This window comes from Desulfosporosinus sp. OT, from assembly GCF_000224515.1.
Classification (GTDB): Bacteria; Bacillota; Desulfitobacteriia; order Desulfitobacteriales; family Desulfitobacteriaceae; genus Desulfosporosinus.
The window spans coordinates 40321-60885 of sequence record NZ_AGAF01000242.1; the positions used below are offsets into that span (position 1 = coordinate 40321).

Here is a 20565-nt window from a genome sequence, read left to right on the forward strand (position 1 = left end):
CTAGTCGATCTTCGTAGTTGGCACCAACCATGCATACCTAGATAAATGCGTCATTTTATTTTTCTCAAAGTTATCACTCCTCTAAATAGCTTTTTTAGCGTTTCCTTTAAAAAAATTAAAATACTGGAAAGTTATTCAACTTGATATTTTCAAACTAAAAGGCAAAAATAGACCATCAGCATTTTTTACTACCGATGGTCTTTCTAAATTAGAAATAGAGAAAGTGTTGCATACTTTTCTGAGATTCGGAGTTTTAAATAGAATGGTTATCTTCTCCTGTAGTTTTGATTCAATTAATCTCAGAATTATTTTGAGAATCATTGCCAACTTCTTTCTCATTTGACTCTATCGGTTTAACTTCTGGGAAATCACCATCCATAGTTATTTTCTTCTTTGTACCCTTAACCCTTGTCGCAGTAGCCTTTGCTGTCATTTCAGTGTACCTCCTAATATTCAGGGAACGAGAGACTATTACAGGGTAACGGTTCTATCGGTCACACCTACCTTTGAATGTATCGGTCTAAAACAGAAAAGAGCTGGTAATTTCTTACCAACTCTGTAAACCCTTGATATTGCTGTGTTTCATTAGTTGTGGTGGGCGAGGGGGGACTTGAACCCCCACATACTCACATATATCGGATTTTGAGACCGACGCGTCTGCCATTCCGCCACTCGCCCTAAATTGTTTCGCCTGATATTCAATGGCGACTTAGCTATAATACCACCAACTTGTCTATTTCGTCAAGTCTTTTTCCAAAATATCTATCGATTTTTCGGAAATTTCTTTTTCGGAGATTTCTTGGTAAACGCCAATTGCCCTTAACTTCTGATATCGATTTTCTCTCAGCATTTCCGATGTCTCCGAACGCAGACGTACAAGATATTTCGAAATGGCCTGGGAAACTTCTTCTGCGGTTTGCCTTAGGTTCTTATGAGCGCCACCTAGAGGCTCACGAATTATTTCATCTGCAACTCCAAGTCGCAGCAAATCCTGTGCCGTAAACTTTAAGGCTTCAGCCGCTTCTTTCGCCTTGGTAGTGTCCTTCCAAAGAATCGAAGCGCAACTTTCCGGGGCAATAACAGAGTAAAATGAATTCTCAAGCATTAAGACCGCATTACCCACCCCTAGAGCAAGTGCGCCCCCGCTTCCGCCCTCTCCGATGACCGTACTGATCACTGGAACGTGATAACCCGACATGGCCAGCAGGCATCTGGCGATGGCCTCTCCTTGTCCTCGTTCCTCGGCTGCTAAATCACAGGCAGCTCCAGGGGTGTCAATGAATGTCAGGATCGGACGCCCAAATTTTTCAGCCTGATCCATCAGGCGCAACGCTTTACGATACCCTTCCGGGTGAGGCATACCGAAATTGCGCTTAATGTTCTCCTTTGTGCCTTTCCCTTTAACTTGAGCGATTACTGTTACAGGAGTACCGTGGAAAAGTGCAATCCCGCCCGCAATTGAACGATCATCTGCAAAAAGTCGATCTCCTTTGAGTTCTATAAAATCTTCAAACAACAAGGGAACATAGTCGTAAAAATTAGGACGCTCTGAATGTCTAGCAATTTGAACTTTTTGCCAGGGTTCCAGGCTGCCATATATCTCCTTTTTTAAGAAAGTCACTTTCTTTTCAAGAATACTAACTTCCTGAGAAAGGTCAATGTCCTTTTCGGCGGAGAATTTCTGAAGTTCCGCAATTTTCTGTTCGAGTTCCGCTATAGGCTTTTCAAAATCAAACAGTTGCAGCATACTGAACCCCTTCCTGATGGTAACGCAACAAGCGTGCTAAAACTGAGCGCATCTCAGCACGTTGCACAATCAGATCAATTAAACCATGCTCTTGGTTAAACTCAGCAGTTTGCGCACCTGTGGGGAGCTCTTGCCTCATCGTCTGCATGATCACACGCGGCCCCGTAAAACCAATTAAAGCATTGGGTTCGGCAATTAAAATGTCCCCGAGCGAAGCATAGCTGGCTGTAACTCCTCCGAAGGTGGGATCCGTGAGTACCGAAATAAACAATAAGTGATTTTCCGCCAATTTTCCCAACGCAGCACTGGTCTTGGCCATCTGGTAAAGCGAAAGGATTCCTTCTTGCATCCGAGCTCCCCCTGAAGTCGAAAATATGACCACCGGCAACCTCAGATCGATCGCCCGTTCAATCGCACGAACAATCTTTTCCCCTACGACTGAGCCCATGCTGCCCATCATAAAATTAGCTTCGTTGAAAGCAAGGACAACAGAGATTCCTTCGATCTTGGCAAGCCCTGTAAGCACCCCTTCCGTCGTCCCTGATTTCTCATGGGCCTCTAACAACTTTCCTTCATAACCAGGGAAATCCAGCGGATCAAGTGTTAGCAATTCAGTATCCCATTCTTCAAAACTATTTTCATCAGCTAACAACGCCAGACGTCCCCTCGCGGAAATTCGGAAATGGTGCGCACACTTCGTACAAACCCGAGCGTTTTCTTCAAGATCTTTGTTGAAGAGAACTTCACCGCACTTCGGACATTTGACCCAAAGACCATCGGGCAGCTCTTTTTTACTAGGCGTTGGTTGTTGTGGAGGAACATCAGGGGTAGGACGTTTCTGTACCGGAGCAGGCTGAATCGTAACATATTTTGTTTTTTAAAAATATCTTTGAACATAGTTTAGCTCCCTATGGCGCCAATAATAATTTCATGCGCTTCTTCGGCTTCAGATTCTGGTACGAGAATTTCGACTGAAGCATGCTCAGCAAGATGTGCTGAACCGATCGGACGAAGTTGAACAAGCATCCCTTCCTCAGCGAGGATTTTCTTATATTTTTCAGCTACTAACTTATTGGGTGCAATATAAATGACGGTCCACATTTTGTGAAATCCCCCTTATTAAATCGATTTATGATACCATAGCCCTCCTTATTGTGCAACAAAGGTATCCTCCCAGGCTAGTCATCTTCTAATGTTCTTTGACTGGCGTACTTTTTCATTAGTGCGTTTTCGACATGAACTGGTACAAAATCCGAAACTCCCGCATGTAAACTGGCAGCCCACTTAATCGCACTAGAGCTAACAAAAGAGAATTCACTCTGAGTCATTAGGAAAATCGTTTCAATATCCGACGCTATCTTTTTGTTCATTAGAGCAAGTTGGAATTCATATTCAAAATCGGATAAAGCTCGAAGTCCTCGAAGAATGGCAACCGCTCCACATTGTCGAGCAAATTCAACAGTCAACCCTTCAAAAACACGAACACTAACATTAGGCATGTCTTTGGTCGCTTCCAAGAGTAACTCCATTCTCTCGCCAAGGGTAAACAATGGTGTCTTTTTACTGTCAGCGGCAATGGCTATGGTCACCCCATCAAATAGCTCTTTCGCTCGGATTAAAATATCGAGATGTCCATAGGTGACCGGGTCAAACGTTCCCGGATAAATCGCAGTACGCACGCTGTCTCTCCTTTTCATTTCGGGATATCTCCATGGGTTCGCCTTAAATGCCCATAATCCTGCTACTGGAAACCCTTAAGCAAAATTTTTAGCTGGCTTCCAGACCACATTGTGTAGGCCCATCACTTCTAGAAGGGCATTATGGAGTTCATCTTCATCATTTATCCAAAATTCTCGCTTTCCTTCAATGACTTTCTGGTCACTCTCAAAATAGAAATAAACTGGCTGACTTCCAGGAAAACGCTGCAAAATACTCAGTACTATTTCCATAAGATCACTTTTATCATCGGTAAATCTTAAGAAGAGGCGTTTTCCTGCCATTTGAGAGGTTCTATTTTGGGGTTTGGTGATCCCCTTTAATTCTACAGAGGGTTCTGAAGTCTTTAAGTCCTCAAGTTTAGTTATTTTCTCAGCAAAGATTTTTTTTTCTTCATCCCTGATGATGTACTTACCTACAACCACGATTACTTGATCATTACCTAAAGCGCGGGTTTGTGCATAGACCCGCGGGAAAACTAAGACCTCAATCCCGCCTGTTAAGTCTTCCAGAACAAAACTGGCCATCATCTCACCTTTTTTTGTCACAGTTTGTCGAAACCCTGTTACTAATCCACCGAGTGCCACTTTCCTCTCCTCCTCACCTTCCAGGCAAGTCAAGATATCTGAAGACATATAGGACTGGAGTTGAGGCAAAACAGCGGAAAGGGGATGCCCACTCAAATAGAGACCGAGATATTCTTTTTCCATCTCTAGAAGCTCTCGTTCTGGAAAATCTGGACGATCAGGCAGTTTAATGCCTTCATCCATTTCTTCATCCAGATCGAAGAGAGAGAATTGGCCTGAAAGTCGATCTTTTTGTCGTCGCGCTGCCGTATCAAAAACTTGATCCATCACTGCCAGAGCCTGTGCCCGAGAGCAAAATGAACCCACGGCACCGGAACGGACTAGGCTTTCCAAAACACGCCGATTTAAAACCTTATGATCAACACGTAGGCAGAAATCATCGAGAGATTTAAAGAGACCGTCTTTTCTAGCTTCTAAGATCTTCTCCACAACATTAACTCCCACATTACGGATGGCTCCTAAACCAAAACGAATTGCTTGTGCTTCAATAGAAAAGCCGACTTGGCTGTACTGAACATCCGGCGGAAGAACCTGAATGCCACAAAGCTTTGCATCTTGAATATAGAATGAAATTTTATCCGATGAACCCATCACAGTGCTTAAAAGTGCGGCCATAAACTCTAACGGATAGTTTGCTTTCAAATACGCCGTATGATATGAAATCACAGCATAAGCTGTTGCATGCCCTTTGTTAAAACCATATTCGGCAAACTTGGCCATCAAATCAAAAATTTCCTCAGCATCCGGCCGCGTCAACCCAAGCCGAAGGGCGCCAGGAATAATCCATTTTCCATCCTCATCTTGCAACCCCTGAATAAAGTTCTGGCGTTCTTCTTCCATAATTTCTTTTTCTTTTTCCCCATCGCTCGGCGGAGCAAATCCGCTCGCCCAAGAGAATAGCCAGCGAGATCACGGGCAATCTGCATAACTTGTTCCTGATAAACGATAATCCCGTAGGTGGATTTAAGAATAGGCTCCAACTTAGGGTGCAGATATGTGATGTCACCTCCAAGTTTTCGGCGGATAAATTCCGGGATCTGTTCCATGGGGCCCGGTCGATATAAGGCCACAACTGCGATAATGTCATCAAAGCACGTCGGCTTAAGTTCCTTTAAAATCGCGCGCATACCACCACTTTCCAGCTGAAAGATCCCGGTACTGTTTCCTGAAGCCAATAACGTATACGTCTGAGGATCATCTAAAGGCAAAGTTAGTAAATCCAGTTTTAAACCTCGAGTCTCTTCAATCCGTCGCACAGCCTCTTGCAAAATAGTTAAGTTGCGCAAACCCAAAAAGTCCATCTTCAGAAGCCCTATTTCTTCAACCGCTTTCATCGGAAATTGGGTCATGACAAAGTCCTCTGACGACGTCCTCTGAAGTGGAAGATAATTCATAAGGGGTTCCTTGGAGATCACGATCCCTGCGGCATGCGTTGAAGCATGTCTGGTCATGCCTTCCAGTGACCGGGCTAAGCTATAGAGCCTTTTAATCTCTTCATCCTCTTCAACCATACGAGCTAAATCAGGGGATACACTCAAGGCTTTGTCTAAGGTCATGCCTAAATCACTTGGAATAGCTTTCGCAACCTTATCAACTCGGGCTAAGGGGATTGCCAAAACTCGCCCTCCATCTCTGATGGCTGCTTTAGCTCCCATAGTTCCAAAGGTGATAATTTGGCACACTTTATCCGCACCATATTTTTCGGTCACATAGCGGATAACACGTTCTCGGCCTTCAGGGTCAAAATCTATGTCAATATCCGGCATCGAAATTCGTTCCGGATTTAGAAAACGTTCAAAAAGAAGATCATGACGTAACGGCTCAACCGAAGTGATCCCTAGTAAATAAGCGACCATACTTGCTGCCGCAGACCCCCGCCCTGGTCCAACAGCCACACCATTTTCTTTAGCAAAACGGCAAAAATCTGAAACAATCAGAAAATAACCCGAGAAACCAGTTTGGAAGATAACCTTGAGCTCATAGTCCAAACGTTCACGTTCCTCTTTCGTCATTTGGGGATAGAAATGCGGAAAAGCCTCGCGGCATTCAGCCTCAAGGAAGCCATCTAACGTATACCCTCGTGGTACCTCGAAGACGGGTAAAAGATTCTCTCCAAAATTAAAATCAACCGTACATCGCTCCGCAATTCGACCTGTGTTTTCTAACAATTCAGGGTGCTCTCCAAACAATAGAGCCATCTCATGTTCCGATTTGAGGAAGAATTCCTGGCTGGAGAAACGCATCCGCGCGGTATCCACTAATGTTTTGCCGGTCTGGATACAGAGCAAAGCATCTTGAACGAAAGCATCCTCACGGTTGACGTAATGAACGTCATTGGTTGCCACCATGGGAATTCCAGTGCGTTCGTGCACCTTCCACATTCCTGCAATAACTTTGCGTTGTTCCTCTAAACCATGATCTTGGATTTCGAGAAAGAAATTTTCTTTTCCGAAAATCTGCTCATAGTCCAGAGCGCTTTGAACAGCCATCTCCAATTGATCCTGAACTAAATAATCTGCCACTTCTCCTGCTAAACAGGCGCTTAACGCAATGATACCCGCAGCATACTCGCGAAGAATTTCTTTATCTACCCTAGGTTTATAATAAAAACCTTCTGTATGAGCCATGGAGACCAACCGTATTAGATTGCGATACCCTTGCTCATTTTCAGCTAAAAGGACCAAATGGCGATTGGTATCGTCCTTCCCCGGCCTCCGATCCGTCCGCTTATTTGGGGCAACATAGACTTCGCACCCAATAATCGGTTTAATACCTTCTTTACGGCAAGCCTTATAGAAGTCGATAATACCATACATGACTCCATGATCAGTAATGGCCAAAGCCGACATTTTTAACTCAACCGCACGTTTGACCAGGTTTTTGATTCGTGCTGCTCCGTCGAGTAAGCTAAATTCCGTATGATTATGAAGGTGGACGAACCCAAACTTAGGATCATCAATTCTCTCTATATTCACAAGGTTCACCATCCTCCCTATATATGTATCTTAACAAATATATGTGTATCTTAAAACACTACTACACACATTGTATTATTACTTGTTTTCGTAGTAATTAGCAATGATAAGATTTAAACGTATTAAGGAAATAAGGGATAGATCATCCCTCATCTAAAACAATCTTCATATTAAGAGTTTCCAATGAAGCGAATCCTGTCTAATCGTGTACACATAGGATTGCTTCCCTGACTATTATTTCTAAAATATAAGCTTTAGTGTTCACTTATATTTTGGCGTATAAAACCCCCCTACCATAAGGGGGGTTTTATACGCTCAGACACTATATATCCTATGAGCAAACTCAAAGAATAGTTTGTAAAGGTATTGTCCGTTCTTTCTCTAAAGGGCTGTTTCGCTGACTAGTTTCTTATCACCAATCCTAGCCGTCATCAAACCTTTGGCAACGACAGCATTATCAACCGTTACTTCTACCTCAATATTACAATGTTTTTTAGCAACTAAAAGAAGTTTGGCAGTGACTTTAATTTCTGTCCCTACTGCAAGCGGTTGAAGTTGATAGAGCGTAAAATTTTCGGTGATCGCATTGAGTCGATACTTCTTACGCAACCCAATATAACCAGCCATATTCATAACTGTAACGATCACGCCACAGCTGGCAGAACCATAGTCATCAACCATAGAATTAGTAATTTCACCTTCGATAGAGAGATGTTCCGAATCATCAACAAACCGAAAGCCGCTTAAGACGAGGTTGTCCACTGTTTCACCAAACTGAGGTTGTTTCTGAACTTGCTGGTAGGCTTCAATAACATCTTGCAAGCTAATGATTCCAATCAGTTTATCCTGATCAACAACTAAAGCATTTTCCCATCCTTCCCAAACCATGATCCGAGAAATATGGGTAACGGGATCATCACGCCCTACGAGAAAAGGGTTCGCATTCATGACATCTTTAATTGGCGTTTTCACATCTACTCCGGCAACGTCTACAGCCGTCACAATTCCAACAAGTGTCATGTCAGCTTCTACAACCGGAAACCGACTGTGGTCGGTGTTTTGTGAAAGTTCGTGCCAGTTTTCAACCGTTGCATCTACCTTCAGATAACTTACGTCTTTAACCATAATATCTTCAACTAAAATAAGTTCTTTCTGGATTAATCGATCATAGAGAGCTCGATTAATCATCGTTGTGACAGCAAAGGTATCGTATGGGGATTGAATAATTACTAATTCTCTTTGGCGTGCTAAAGCCATTACCTCTTCATCCGGTTCCAAGCCTTCTGAAATTAACAATGAAGCGTTGTGTTTCAATGCACAAATTTGGGCATCACGACGGTTACCGACAATGCATAACGCTCCGTCTTCCAAGTAGCGTCCCATTGCCTCTAATTCCATCGCTGCGATGATAAATTTATTTGGAGAGCGATCAAGGTGTTCAAAACCACAGATAACAACCCCTTCGACGATCTGTGATACTTCCCGCAACGTCAGATCCTCAATTTGTCGCTCTTTGACCCCTTCAATTCGAATCGTTCCTACTTTAGGAATTGAACGAACAAATCCTTTGGCCTCTGCTTCCTTGATAGCCCGATAAGCTGTCCCTTCGCTAACGTCTAACTCTTTGGCAATGAAACGTACCGAAACTTTACTACCAATAGCCAGATCTTCAATGAAGGTTAAAATTTGTTGATGCTTTGTCAACTAAAAACGCTCCCTACTTGTTTCTATCCAAGCTATTATTATATCATAAGTTTCATTAATCAACCACGCTATTCATTTCTTCGTCGCCTCTGGGTCATAAGCCCTCCGATTCTTCCTGCTTCCTTGGCGCTTAAAGAATGCCATCCATCACTGTGTATCTGTTCGAGCAAGCCCAATTCGGCGGCAATCTCCATCTTTAATGGTTCCAACGGATCTATTCGCCTCACCTTAGGTTTTGACTGTTTCATTCTAGATTCTCCCCCTGCTCATGATATTAAAATCTTCTTCATAATGTGGGCAGTTCGGTCCCCGTTCTCCTAGAATGTGTTCCAAACGGCAACGGCCATCAATTCCATAGAGACAACGCATTGAACATGGTTTTCTTGTCATTAAATCATCTCCTCAGTTTAATTAATAATTATCTCTCCCCAATTTAAAGCTTTACCATTTCTGCAGAAAAATATCCCGCTTGAAAATCAAGCGGGATATCAATTAAAACTAGGTTTTAAACTTCAAACATCTCACCGGGCTTTAACACCTTACCATGACTCTCCGGAGCTCTGCGCTGAAGAAGATGCAAGAACTCCCCCACATCCTGGGCGATGAGTGGAAACGTATTATAGTGCATGGGAATAACTACTTTTGGTCGTAAGAATTGTGAGGCATGAACAGCCTCCTCGACACCCATGACAAAATTATCTCCGATCGGAAGCATGGCAACCTCGAGTGGATGCCTTAATCCGATGAGCTCCATGTCACCAAACAATCCCGTATCTCCCGCATGGTAAAGCCATTTACCTTCGATTTTTAGCAAAAATCCACAGGGAGGACCGACGAAAATCATGTTTCCTCTCTCAGGATCTTCAATCCCAGACCCATGTAAGGCATGCGTTAACTTAACCCATCCAAAGGGGAACAGGTGCTTTCCTCCAATATGCATAGCATGCGTCTTTGCGCCCTGACTTTGACAATAAGCTGCCAACTCAAAAACTGTTATAATGATAGCCCCTGTCTGCTTGGACAGTTGTATTGCATCTCCTAAATGATCTCTATGCCCATGAGTAACCAGAATCGCATCAAGTTGAGTAAAGTCCTCTGGTTTAGCTGTTGTGCTGGGATTCCCTGTCAAAAAGGGATCAATAAGGATTCTTCCTGCTTCTCCTTCAATTTCGAAGCAGGCATGTCCATGGAAATGGATGCGCATTCTTCGACCTCCTACTTAATTTTTGAACGGCTAGCGTAATTTTGAAGTATTTCCCAGGCGCGAGGATAACTGAGGTTCATTTCCCATAAGGCAACTCCCCGTATTCCCATGCTTAAGGCCAGATCCAATTTGTCTTTTAAACTCCGCGGATCTTCGAAGTACACAGTATGACGAACTCCTCTCGTCTCATAACGAAAAAATGTGCTATATTGCCTTCCATCCCATTGTAACGGGGCTCCGTGACGTCGAGCAAGCTCAATGGCCCGTAGGTAGCTGATAACTTGAGCCCCCCCCCGCTCTGACCAATCATACCCATAAAGGGGGATTCCCATATAGATTTTTTGACGTGGAATAGTGGCTATCGCATAATTCAAAATTTCAGTAACCCAGGGTATAGAAGCAACTGATCCGGGAGGACTGGCCGGCCAATGTTCTTCGTAAGTCATAAGAATCACCTCGTCGACAGCCTGACCTATCGCCTGATAATCGAATGCTCCCTTCCATGAATCCGATGGGTCACTGGCAGACTTAGCAGGAACATCAATCGTGACCAGAAAATTTGCTTGTCGAAACTTAGTAGACCACGCTTGGATGAACTTGCTGTAGAGGGAACGATCTTCAGGCGCCGCTTTCTCCAAATCGAGATTGACCCCATCAAACTGATACTCAACCAAAATATTTCTTATGTTCTGCCAAACGAGGTTAGCGAAGTCTTGTTCGCGTATTAAACGTCCGATTAAAGCAGTAGAAAACTTTCCTTGCTGGTTTAGATTACTAACTGTCAAAAGGACCTTGGTTCCCATGGTATGAGCTTCATTAACTAAACTACGACTTGGGCGCCCGTCAAGTGTTCCATTATTCAAAATTGCTATCTGAAAAAGAGCTAATTGGTTAATAATTCTCCCGAATCGTTTAAGATAAGGATAACCTTTTGCTTGTTCGTTTAAACCATTATAGAAGCCAAACACATTTAATGGCATACTTATACCCCCTTTCCGACCATCATATGCATGGAGAGAAAAAGAAGTGTAAGCATCCCGTTTGAGAAGGGAAATGTTTAGAACAGCTTATTTTGAATGACGTCGACTGAAAACCGCCAGCATCGCTGTTCGACGCATAATAATGATAATAAGCAATGTAAAAACTACCAATAAAACTGCCAATGCCCAAATCCACTGTCCCTTCGCCCCGAGCACGGCAGCCACGCCAAAGCAAGCACTCATCCCATACATGGAAAGCACAGCCTGACGGTGAGTCAAGCCAGCGTCCAGTAAACGATGATGCACATGCCCTCGGTCAGCAGTTGCCATAGACTGCCCACGTAGTTTTCGACGAATAATGGCAAAGGTTAGGTCTGTGACTGGCATGCCTAAAATCAAGAGCGGGAAAACCAAGCCCAAAATTGTCGCTGTTTTGAGGAGACCCATAATCGAAACTCCTCCAATTATATACCCGAGGAACATACTACCTGAATCCCCCATGAAAACACGAGCAGGAGGGAAATTAAAAAACAGAAATCCCAGCAGCGCGCCGGCTAAGGCCAAAGTAAGATGGGCAGCAGGAAGTTGATGAATCCCGTTTGCAGACCAAAACAGTAAAAGTGCCACCATAAAACAAATCCCGGCAGCTAGCCCGTCTAGTCCATCTGAGATATTAACTGTGTTCACCAAGCCAACAACCCAAAAGACCATTAATATAAGACCGATTGCACTTAGGCCAAGTGCCCCAAAATCAAGCGATCTGTTAAACGGTAGGGAGATTTCATCCATAGAAAAATGAAAAAAGAGCAGTGCCGCTGCCGCCGCGATTTGCCAAGAAAGCTTGACCATGGGACGCATTTCACGGATATCGTCCCATATACCCACAATTACGATAATGGTGCTCCCGATAAATAACCCCCGTATTTGTATAACAGAGGATATATCCGTTGCATAAGATTTATCCCACACTTGAATAATCAAGGCTGCAAACCAAAATGCTGCATATATCGCTATTCCTCCGAGACGAGGGATCGGCCGTTTATGCACATGCCGCCCTCCTGGATACGCAATGGCTCCCCACTTTTTCGCTAATTTCATAGAAATCGGCGTAGCAATCACCGCAACCACTAAGGCCGTGAGAAAAGTTAACGCAAATGTCATGATTGTTCCTCCAACGCCTCCGCTTCACGTTTAGCCCCTGTATTTCCAACTCTGGGTGCCATTTTCTCTGCTCCTTTCCTACACCAGACCCGAGAAACCCCATTGGCGCAATACCTCATAAACAACAACCGCTACAGTATTCGATAAATTTAAAGACCGAGCTTCCGCAAGCATCGGTAGCCGAATAGCTGTATCAGGATAACGTGCCAAAATTTCCGGAGCCAATCCCTTGGTTTCTTTACCAAAAAGCAGGTACCCTCCAGGCTGATACGCAATATCTGTATGAGCTCGTCCACCTTTTGTCGTTGCTAGATATCTAGGCCCCTCAGGGTTCTTTTCTTCGAACTCACTAAAATTTTCATAAATGACTATATCGAGAAAGTGCCAGTAATCTAAGCCGGCACGTTTAAGGTGCTTGTCATCGATGCTAAACCCTAAAGGTTTTACCAAATGAAGTGTTGCTCCAGTTGCAGCGCAAAGCCGAGCCACATTTCCCGTATTCGGTGGGATCTCTGGCTCAACCAGGACGATATTTAGCCGTTTGTTCAAAACTTTGGTTCCCCTTTCAGTGACACCCTGTGCAGTTTCCACGACATCCCGGCGAGCAGCTACCACTCCCATTCCCCCCGGAGACTCCGAGACTTGCGAACCCTGAGATTTGCTTCATAAGCCCGGCGTGCCCACACTCAACACACTTTAGTAATTCACCGTTTTCTCCCATCCTACACAATTCTGTTGTCAGAACTCCACAGCTCGGACACCCGAATTCATACATAGGCATTAATGATACCTCCCAGTAATTAAAGTTTCTACCCGCTGGCCATGACTCAACGAAGATGTTCGAGGTCAAACCCAGCCATGACTTGCTTATTAAACTATTATAACCTGAAATTATGCCAAACCCAACCTATATTACGAAACATTGTATTTCTGCCAATTCTAAATAAGATATTTTGTATACTTTAAGTAAAACCGTAGATGTTCTTTGTCGTTTTTGGTAATGTTAATGTTAACATCAAAGGAGGAATTATCATGGGGCAAAACCTAGCTCAGAAAATACTTACATCGCACTTAGTTGCCGGTGACCTAAAAAAAGGAAACGAAATTGCTCTTCGTATTGATCAGACGTTAACTCAAGATGCAACAGGAACGATGGCTTATTTGCAATTTGAAGCCATGGATCTTTCTAGAGTTCAAACCGAGTGCTCGGTGAGTTATATAGATCATAATACCCTTCAAACAGGGTTTGAAAATGCGGATGATCACGCCTTTCTGCAGAGTGCAGCCGCGCGTTTTGGGGCATATTTTTCCCGTCCTGGAAACGGAATTTGTCATCAAGTCCATCTTGAACGCTTCGCCAAACCCGGGAAAACTCTGCTTGGATCAGACAGTCACACCCCCACTGCTGGTGGTATGGGAATGCTCGCCATGGGCGCCGGAGGACTTGATGTTGCCGTAGCGATGGGCGGAGGAGCTTTTTATCTGCCTAACCCCAAAGTTCTTCGCGTCTGGCTTACCGGTCAACTCTCTGATTGGGTTTCCGCTAAAGATATTATTTTAGAAATACTTCGCACTCTCACGGTAAAAGGGGGCGTCGGGAAAATAATCGAATACGCTGGACCGGGCGTTAAAACCCTTACTGTCCCAGAACGGTCAACTATCACAAATATGGGAGCAGAATTAGGTGCGTCTTCTTCAATCTTTCCCAGCGACGAACAGACGCTTCGTTTTTTAGAAGCCCAGGGGAGAGCTCAAGATTTTGTCCCTCTTTCTGCTGATGAGGATGCTACTTATGATGAAGAACTGAAAATTGATCTTTCCTTGCTTGTACCGATGGTGGCCCAGCCCCATAGTCCAGATAATGTGGTTTCTGTAAGTGAGCGATCTAACCTCCCCGTGCAGCAAGTAGCCATCGGAAGTTGTACGAACTCTTCATATCAAGACTTAATGCGTGTTAGTCAAATCCTTAAAGGAAAACGTGTTCATCCGGGCGTAAGCTTAGTAATTTCTCCTGGGTCCCGTCAAGTCTTAAGTATGCTTGCTAACAATGGCGCTTTGACAGACCTCATCGATAGTGGAGCACGACTTCTTGAATCCACCTGCGGTCCATGTATCGGCATGGGGCAGTCTCCCGTATCTAAAGCCGTCTCGGTTCGAACTTTTAACCGCAATTTTGAAGGGCGCAGTGGAACGCAAGATGCTTCGGTCTTTCTGTCCAGCCCGGAAGTCGCGGCAGCCTGTGCCTTGACAGGATTTTTAACCGATCCCCGAACGTTGGGACTCCCACCCTCCGTAAATTTTCCCGAACGCTTTAGAATTGATGACAGCATGATTCTGCCACCTGGCGATCCTAAAACCCCGATTCGACGCGGTCCCAACATTCAACCACTTCCCCTCGCCCCAGTACTGGATGACATGCTGGACTTACCCATTATTTTAAAACTTGGGGACAATATAACGACAGACGACATCATGCCCGCCGGATCTAAAATTCTTCCTCTCCGTTCGAACATCCCGGCAATTTCCGAATACACCTTTCACAAAATCGATGCTCAGTTTGCTGCCAAGGCCAAGGCCTTAAAGCAAAGCATCATCGTCGCAGGCCACAATTACGGTCAAGGTTCAAGTCGTGAACACGCCGCCCTTGCTCCCATGTATCTAGGACTGCGAGTTGTTTTGGCCCAGAGTTTTGCCCGCATCCATCGTGCTAATCTGATTAATTTTGGTATTCTTCCTCTGACCTTTGTCAACGAGCAAGACCTTGACCGCCTTCACTCAGGATTGATTTTACACCTTTCGAATTTGCATCAAGCGATTCAAACTCCTGACTCTTTCACTCTTACTCTCGATGATGACTCAAACCCGATTTGGGTCAGACACGATCTCACTGAACGTCAAGCCAAGATCCTGCTTGCAGGGGGCCTTTTGAATTCGACTAAATATTCTGTTAATGTTTGATATCCAAAGCTTGTTCTGTTATATAAAAGCATGATATGATGATTTTATATTTAGAAAAGAGGTGTATTTAATGCTCACTGAAGAGGATCGTAAACTACTCAAACTCATTGAGGAGGATTGCCGATTAACACCTGAGGCACTTTCCATTCAAACAGGATTGACGCCTGAATACATCACTCAAAGAATCAGCGATTGGGAAAAAGAAAAAGTGATTGTCGAATATCGGCCGCTGATCAACTGGGAGAGAACCGGTGATGTATCAGTATCCGCCCTTATTGAAGTTAGAGTCTTACCACAGCGGGGCTATGGTTTTGACAAAGTAGCTAAACGGTTGCAAAAATATCCCGAGATCAAGTCCTTATTTCTGATGTCTGGCGGGTATGACCTGGCTCTGCTCATCGAAGGTAAAACAATGCAAGAAGTCGCCCTTTTTGTCGCCGAAAAATTAGCTCCACTTGAACATATTCAGAGCACAGCTACCCATTTTGTGCTGCGCTGCTATAAGCAAGACGGGATCGAGCTTATGGGAGAGGAAGAGACGCTGCAACGTCTGGTGGTGTCGCCATGAATCGATATCTCGCCTCCCATGTCGAAAACCTGCCCCCCTCTGGAATCCGCAAATTTTTTGATCTTGTGGCAACGATGAAAGACGTCATTTCTTTAGGGGTTGGAGAACCAGATTTTGTGACTCCTTGGATAGTACGCGAAAGTGGCATTTTTTCTTTAGAACAGGGACAGACCATGTATACTAGCAACGCCGGACTCTTTGAGCTGCGTGAAGAGCTTGCGCACCATTTAGCAACGACTTTAGGTCTTTCCTACAATCCACTCGATGAGATTCTGATTACCTCTGGAGCGAGCGAAGCCGTTGACCTCGTGATGCGTGCCGTTCTCGCACCTGGAGATGTGGTCTTAGTTCCTAATCCATCCTATGTATCCTATGGGCCTTGCGCAACATTAGCCGGTGCAAATGTCCACTACATTCCGACCCATGCTAAAGAAGATTTTCGTTTACGCGTTGAAGACTTAGCCCAGGCATATACTCCCAAAGCTAAACTCCTTGTCCTTTCCTACCCAAACAATCCGACCGGGGCAATCATGAGTCGAGAGGATCTGCTCCCCATTGCGGACTTTGTGGCTAAACATGATCTTCTTGTTCTGGCCGATGACATTTATTCGGATCTCACTTATGGCGGAACGCATGTGTCTTTCGCTAGTCTACCCGGCATGCATGATCGAACTCTCTTTGTCAGCGGCTTCTCCAAATCCTACGCCATGACCGGCTGGAGAATTGGTTATGTTGCTGGACATAAAGACTTGGTCGCCGGTTTGACAAAAATCCATCAATACACAATGCTTTGCGCTCCCATTATGGGCCAATTCGCCGCCTTAGAAGCGTTACGTTCTGCCTCCGAAGAGAGAGATGAGATGGTCAATGCCTATGACCGACGGCGTCGCCTGATGGTCCACGGCTTTCGGCAGATGGGTCTGGACTGTTTCGAACCTTTAGGCGCTTTTTATGTTTTTCCTGAAATTACTAAAACGAAGATGACCTCTGAAGAGTTCGCCGAAGAACTCTTAAAAGAAGAAAAAGTAGCTGTCGTTCCTGGGAACGCCTTTGGGCCTTCCGGCGAAGGACATATTCGCTGTTCATATGCTTATTCTACAGAGCAGCTTCAGGAAGCCCTCAAACGAATTGCTCGTTTTGTGCAACCCCGCATTAGTTAAACTTTGGACAATCAGAAAAGGCGAATCGGTCAAACCGATTCGCCTTTTCTGTTATTGGGTCGGTTCTTACTTGCAGATTCAGATTCGCTCCAATAAAGGAAGTTTCGATGGCTTTGAGGGTTGACGGGAATCGGCTGAACTTGCAAGAGGGGACTTTATTTTTGCTTGCCTCCCGTTAGAGATATGGAGAAATAATGGGGGGTATTGATTTATCTTTTTTGTGTTCTGACAACCAAGGTTTTAAACGACAGTCTTGAACATTTTGCATGGCTAAATAGGCATTTCTCTGAAGAATTGCTTTTCCACGCCACCCAGCCGCGGTTACTTGAAAGCGTTCCTGAAACTCTCTTTTGGATAAATTGAGAGTTTCGAGTAAATCTACTCCTCGTCGGTGCGAGAATGGGGATGAATCCGTTTGTTCCTCCTTAAGCCTTTTTTGATTGTGGGGACAAACGTCTTGGCAAGAGTCGCAGCCGAAAATTCGTAAGCCTAGGCGCTTGCACTCCTCGGGAGAAAGTGTCTCCTTTCTTTGGGTAAGATAAGAGACGCAGTCTTTTGACGCGAATGGCTCATTTCCTATGATGTGTGCCGGACATACTTCAACACAGCTTTGACAGACTCCACATTGATCGGGGATAGGGCGGTCTGATGCAATCTCACGATCCAACAGGAGCAGAGCTAAGACAACAAACGAGCCGTATCCTGGAATAATGAGCTGTTGGTTGCGGCCAATCCAGCCAATCCCGGCCCGAACTGCAAAAGCACGCTCAACAAGAGGTCCTGTATCCACTTGCCAACGAGGAGTTCCCGGCCACCCGTTGGTAAGCATAATATCTACCAGCCGATTCAATGTTTGCCGGAGAACACGATGATAGTCCTCGCCAACTGCTGAGCGTGCAATCACTCCCTCACCTTCTTGAGGAGGAAGCGTGTAAGGAAGCGGATAGGCTAAGGCCGCAATGGTCCGGCAATCTTGCCACCCCGCCTTCGGATCAATCCGCTGCTTAACTTCCTTCCCCTCAAAAGGTGTAGCTAACCCTCGATCAATTCGGTCCTGTAGCAATTGATCTAACCCGTCCACTGGTTCGGCCGAAGTAAATCCAATCGCTACAAAGCCTAATTCACATCCCCATTTTTTTATGTTTATTTTCCAGCGCAGTTGTTCATCTGAATCCATGTTTCCTCCTCGAGGTTAAGTCACCCGTAAATCTCCTTATACTTTGCGACCAAATTTTGTCAGATAGAGCTAAAAGCTATGAGACATAACTAAAATCAACCGATTGAACAAACCGAGTCAGATCTTCTAGTAAATCACAGAACTGTTCATCGCAGAGGTAGTTTCCGTACTTATCAAACAAAATCCTGATAAGTGGACGACTTGGATAATTTTGATGAATTGCGATGACTGTCCCTATTTCCCCGGTATTTAAGGTGACTACTGATCTTTGCGGGTAGAGTATTAAGCACTGTCTAAAGCTTTTCACAATATCTTCATTGAACTCTTTCCCTGACCCGGCAATAATTATTTCTAAGGCATGATAAGGAGGCAAGCCTTTTCGATAGGGTCGATCAGCGACAAGGGCATCAAAGACATCAGCTACTGCAACAATTTGGGCGTTAATATTAATTGCCCTTTGCCTTAAACCATCGGGATAACCCTTGCCGTTCCAGCGCTCATGATGATGACGGACAATACTGAGGGCTTCACTTGGCAGCCCAGAAAATTTGAGCATTTCCTCTCCTATAACTGGATGACTTTTCATTATTTCGAATTCCCCTTCAGTTAACGCTGCTGGTTTGTTAAGGATTTTAAGCGGTATGGTGCTTTTACCAATATCATGGAAAATAGCTCCTACAGTCAAGTCTCGTAGTATTTGTCCATTATACCCCATTTGAGATCCTATAAGTGCGGCAATAATCGCCACATTTATAGAATGAATGTAAGTGTAATTATCAAATATTCGAAATTCATTTAGATCTATGTAAACCTGACTAGCTCTTTCTAATTCATTTATAATCCTGTCGACCATAGCATAAGTTTCTTTTAAACGTCCAACACTGAAAAGACAAGTATCCTCAAATATTTCTCGTATATAACCTATAATATCCTGATATTCTGAGTTGGAAAATTTATGCGTTTTTTGAGGTGCATGCGATTTCTCTAGGTCGTACTTCAAAGTGTAAAGCTGGCGCCGTTGAAGAAGTTCTCGAATGTTCTGGGTGATTGGCTTTCCTTTAGATAACAGTAGTATTCCCTGATTATCAAACAGATCAATCGCTGAGGGTTCGCCAATTACTAGGTTGGTTGATAATGGTTCTAAATGGGTTCTCAAAACCAAATTCCCTCCTTATAAAACAAAAACGCCGAATTCAATAAATCGGCGACAAATTTTTGTTCGGTAACCCGGCTATCTTCCACTCTAAGGTGTGGGAGACCCGTGGCTTTGCGTCCTCAGCTCTCACTGAGTTTGCCTTTATCGCAGAATATTAAGTTAATTCCAGCAAAAGCGCGCTAGGTCCTATTCAAAGTAGGCCACTAGTACTACTGAAATATAGCATGTTCTACAATAAAATACAATATTTGTTCAAAACGTATTTTTAATCATTTATATCACTTTTCAGCCATAAATTCGACAATTTTCATTATTTTTAATATTCACCCATTTTTTCAAAATTATCTAATCCTTTTTAAGCAAATTAATAGCAAGAACTTCTTCTCGACACATCTGGTGTTTCTCTCCAACTTGACTATCAATTAGTAATATACCCTGCGTAAATTGACAGGTTCTCCTGAATTATAGAAATATGCCCAAGAGACCACCATACGCTTGCCTCTTGGGCATAAATAACTTTGAAAACAGTAGCTAAAAGGAGTTGAACCTATCCCCTCTAATTTTCTAATGTATTAAATGTTATTAAATGTATTAAATTTATTTACTTGCTCTAAAGTAAGCGTAAGTCATTGGATCGCCTTCTTGAAGGATCTCCCCAGCGGTAACGTCCGCAAGAAATAACGTATGTGTCCCCGCATCCAGTTGCCCCACGACCGAGGCTTCCATGGTTACAAGCACATCATTAAGCAAAAGAACTCCTGACTCTCCACGATGGACCGCCAAACCCTCAAACTTGTCGACATCGCGACCTGTTCGATATCCAAACCTGCGCGCATAGTCGTGACCAGTTTGATTAAGCACTGAAACACCAAACTTCCCACTCTTTTGGATTAATTCATGGGTATAATTCAATTTATTGATCCCAATGGCCAATCTGGCTGGCTCAGCTGTGATTTGGAAACAGGTGTTCGCACATTGACCATTGTCCCTTCCTTCAGCCTGTGCTGTAATAATATAAAGGCCGTATGAAATTCGGTAAAGAGCTTGACGAATTGCTGCTTCTCTATCCGGCTGAACTACTATTGGCTTAGCGTTTGATTTTACTTCAGGGGACATACTTGCTTCATCCACTTGAGATACAAGCTCAAAGAAACTTGCATCTACACCACAAATTGGACAGACGTCTGGTGGATTTTCGCCATTATGGATATAACCACATACGGTACAGCGCCATTGTTTTTCCATTGAAGCCCCTCCTTTATTTAAACAAAAATAACATTATAATTGTTCTAAGTCAAGATTATTTTTCCCGAACTCACAATTTATTCCATACATATGGATCCGATAGTGACCTCTCCGTTACTATGTTCCATTTCTAAACTCTTATAGTTATTACATTTTCTTATTCCATAATAGTCTATACTCCCGTTCAAGCAATTGAAGGTCGGTCAGTTCATACTTAGAGTTCATCA

At 44.0% G+C, this 20565-nt stretch carries 18 protein-coding genes, 1 tRNA gene, 2 pseudogenes and 1 riboswitch; of the genes and pseudogenes, 3 read left to right on the top strand and 18 right to left on the bottom strand.

Annotated features, from left to right (window positions below):
• Positions 1-289: 289 nt before the first annotated feature.
• The 15 genes and pseudogenes from DOT_RS30790 to DOT_RS29135 form a co-directional block, all read right to left on the bottom strand.
• Complete coding sequence (locus DOT_RS30790; protein WP_009623931.1) at positions 290-433, bottom strand: hypothetical protein; 144 nt, start codon at positions 431-433, stop codon at positions 290-292.
• 159 nt (positions 434-592) lie between these two features.
• Positions 593-678: transfer RNA gene (locus tag DOT_RS22980), tRNA-Leu, on the bottom strand.
• Between the two features lie 55 nt (positions 679-733).
• A complete protein-coding gene (locus DOT_RS22985) occupies positions 734-1747 on the bottom strand; it encodes an acetyl-CoA carboxylase carboxyltransferase subunit alpha (protein ID WP_009623932.1) in 1014 nt (337 codons plus the stop codon).
• Positions 1731-2644, bottom strand: a pseudogene (gene accD, locus DOT_RS22990) (acetyl-CoA carboxylase, carboxyltransferase subunit beta). The gene DOT_RS22985 and the pseudogene accD overlap by 17 nt, the downstream one beginning before the upstream one ends.
• 3 nt (positions 2645-2647) lie before the next feature.
• Positions 2648-2848, bottom strand: coding sequence for a hypothetical protein (locus tag DOT_RS22995; RefSeq protein WP_009623934.1), 201 nt, complete (start codon positions 2846-2848; stop codon positions 2648-2650).
• 77 nt (positions 2849-2925) lie between these two features.
• Positions 2926-3426, bottom strand: coding sequence for a pantetheine-phosphate adenylyltransferase (gene coaD / locus DOT_RS23000; RefSeq protein WP_009623935.1), 501 nt, complete (start codon positions 3424-3426; stop codon positions 2926-2928).
• A gap of 75 nt (positions 3427-3501) precedes the next feature.
• A pseudogene (locus DOT_RS23005) lies at positions 3502-7037 on the bottom strand (DNA polymerase III subunit alpha).
• 369 nt (positions 7038-7406) lie between these two features.
• On the bottom strand, positions 7407-8729 hold the full coding sequence (locus tag DOT_RS23010) for a DRTGG domain-containing protein (RefSeq protein ID WP_009623938.1): 1323 nt from the start codon (positions 8727-8729) through the stop codon (positions 7407-7409).
• A 68-nt stretch (positions 8730-8797) separates the two neighbouring features.
• Positions 8798-8977: a small, acid-soluble spore protein, alpha/beta type gene (locus DOT_RS23015; RefSeq protein ID WP_009623939.1), complete on the bottom strand. Its 180-nt coding sequence runs from the start codon at positions 8975-8977 to the stop codon at positions 8798-8800.
• Between the two features lies 1 nt (position 8978).
• Positions 8979-9119, bottom strand: a complete 141-nt coding sequence (locus tag DOT_RS23020) for a hypothetical protein (protein ID WP_009623940.1) — start codon at positions 9117-9119, stop codon at positions 8979-8981.
• A 115-nt stretch (positions 9120-9234) separates the two neighbouring features.
• Positions 9235-9933 (bottom strand): metal-dependent hydrolase, encoded by a 699-nt coding sequence (locus DOT_RS23025; RefSeq protein ID WP_009623941.1) that lies wholly within the window; start codon positions 9931-9933, stop codon positions 9235-9237.
• Positions 9934-9944: 11 nt separating this feature from the next.
• The gene (locus DOT_RS23030; RefSeq protein WP_009623942.1) at positions 9945-10913 is read right to left on the bottom strand and encodes a glycosyl hydrolase family 18 protein; all 969 of its coding nucleotides are present in this window, start codon (positions 10911-10913) and stop codon (positions 9945-9947) included.
• Positions 10914-11000: 87 nt separating this feature from the next.
• Positions 11001-12074: an MraY family glycosyltransferase gene (locus tag DOT_RS23035; RefSeq protein ID WP_009623943.1), complete on the bottom strand. Its 1074-nt coding sequence runs from the start codon at positions 12072-12074 to the stop codon at positions 11001-11003.
• 78 nt (positions 12075-12152) lie between these two features.
• On the bottom strand, positions 12153-12623 hold the full coding sequence (locus tag DOT_RS23040) for a tRNA (cytidine(34)-2'-O)-methyltransferase (protein ID WP_040413342.1): 471 nt from the start codon (positions 12621-12623) through the stop codon (positions 12153-12155).
• A gap of 16 nt (positions 12624-12639) precedes the next feature.
• On the bottom strand, positions 12640-12855 hold the full coding sequence (locus DOT_RS29135) for an FmdB family zinc ribbon protein (protein ID WP_083824270.1): 216 nt from the start codon (positions 12853-12855) through the stop codon (positions 12640-12642).
• Between the two features lie 251 nt (positions 12856-13106).
• Here DOT_RS29135 and DOT_RS23045 point away from each other — a divergent pair, with 251 nt between their 5' ends.
• From DOT_RS23045 to DOT_RS23055, 3 genes are all read left to right on the top strand, one after another.
• Positions 13107-15032: an aconitate hydratase gene (locus DOT_RS23045; RefSeq protein ID WP_009623946.1), complete on the top strand. Its 1926-nt coding sequence runs from the start codon at positions 13107-13109 to the stop codon at positions 15030-15032.
• A 70-nt stretch (positions 15033-15102) separates the two neighbouring features.
• On the top strand, positions 15103-15600 hold the full coding sequence (locus tag DOT_RS23050) for an Lrp/AsnC family transcriptional regulator (protein ID WP_009623947.1): 498 nt from the start codon (positions 15103-15105) through the stop codon (positions 15598-15600).
• The gene (locus tag DOT_RS23055; RefSeq protein ID WP_009623948.1) at positions 15597-16760 is read left to right on the top strand and encodes an aminotransferase class I/II-fold pyridoxal phosphate-dependent enzyme; all 1164 of its coding nucleotides are present in this window, start codon (positions 15597-15599) and stop codon (positions 16758-16760) included. Before DOT_RS23050 ends, DOT_RS23055 begins: the two co-directional genes overlap by 4 nt.
• A gap of 175 nt (positions 16761-16935) precedes the next feature.
• Here the strand turns inward: DOT_RS23055 and queG are convergent, their stop codons facing one another.
• The 3 genes from queG to DOT_RS23070 all read right to left on the bottom strand — a co-directional run bounded on the left by queG (position 16936) and on the right by DOT_RS23070 (position 20338).
• A complete protein-coding gene (gene queG / locus DOT_RS23060; protein WP_009623949.1) occupies positions 16936-17937 on the bottom strand; it encodes a tRNA epoxyqueuosine(34) reductase QueG in 1002 nt (333 codons plus the stop codon).
• Between the two features lie 76 nt (positions 17938-18013).
• The gene (locus DOT_RS23065) at positions 18014-19093 is read right to left on the bottom strand and encodes an HD-GYP domain-containing protein (RefSeq protein ID WP_242833903.1); all 1080 of its coding nucleotides are present in this window, start codon (positions 19091-19093) and stop codon (positions 18014-18016) included.
• A 62-nt stretch (positions 19094-19155) separates the two neighbouring features.
• Positions 19156-19243: riboswitch (cyclic di-GMP riboswitch) on the bottom strand.
• Between the two features lie 447 nt (positions 19244-19690).
• Positions 19691-20338, bottom strand: coding sequence for a flavin reductase (locus DOT_RS23070; RefSeq protein WP_009623951.1), 648 nt, complete (start codon positions 20336-20338; stop codon positions 19691-19693).
• Positions 20339-20565 lie beyond the last annotated feature (227 nt).

Excerpts from the sequence above, each read along its gene's own strand:
- DOT_RS30790 (WP_009623931.1), bottom strand. The coding sequence starts at position 433 with ATGACAGCAAAGGCTACTGCGACAAGGGTTAAGGGTACAAAGAAGAAA.
- DOT_RS22985 (WP_009623932.1), bottom strand. The coding sequence starts at position 1,747 with ATGCTGCAACTGTTTGATTTTGAAAAGCCTATAGCGGAACTCGAACAG.
- DOT_RS22995 (WP_009623934.1), bottom strand. The coding sequence starts at position 2,848 with ATGTGGACCGTCATTTATATTGCACCCAATAAGTTAGTAGCTGAAAAA.
- DOT_RS23015 (WP_009623939.1), bottom strand. The coding sequence starts at position 8,977 with ATGAAACAGTCAAAACCTAAGGTGAGGCGAATAGATCCGTTGGAACCA.
- DOT_RS23020 (WP_009623940.1), bottom strand. The coding sequence starts at position 9,119 with ATGACAAGAAAACCATGTTCAATGCGTTGTCTCTATGGAATTGATGGC.
- DOT_RS23025 (WP_009623941.1), bottom strand. The coding sequence starts at position 9,933 with ATGCGCATCCATTTCCATGGACATGCCTGCTTCGAAATTGAAGGAGAA.
- DOT_RS23030 (WP_009623942.1), bottom strand. The coding sequence starts at position 10,913 with ATGCCATTAAATGTGTTTGGCTTCTATAATGGTTTAAACGAACAAGCA.
- DOT_RS23035 (WP_009623943.1), bottom strand. The coding sequence starts at position 12,074 with ATGACATTTGCGTTAACTTTTCTCACGGCCTTAGTGGTTGCGGTGATT.
- DOT_RS29135 (WP_083824270.1), bottom strand. The coding sequence starts at position 12,855 with ATGCCTATGTATGAATTCGGGTGTCCGAGCTGTGGAGTTCTGACAACA.
- DOT_RS23045 (WP_009623946.1), top strand. The coding sequence starts at position 13,107 with ATGGGGCAAAACCTAGCTCAGAAAATACTTACATCGCACTTAGTTGCC.
- DOT_RS23050 (WP_009623947.1), top strand. The coding sequence starts at position 15,103 with ATGCTCACTGAAGAGGATCGTAAACTACTCAAACTCATTGAGGAGGAT.
- DOT_RS23055 (WP_009623948.1), top strand. The coding sequence starts at position 15,597 with ATGAATCGATATCTCGCCTCCCATGTCGAAAACCTGCCCCCCTCTGGA.
- queG (WP_009623949.1), bottom strand. The coding sequence starts at position 17,937 with ATGGATTCAGATGAACAACTGCGCTGGAAAATAAACATAAAAAAATGG.
- DOT_RS23070 (WP_009623951.1), bottom strand. The coding sequence starts at position 20,338 with ATGGAAAAACAATGGCGCTGTACCGTATGTGGTTATATCCATAATGGC.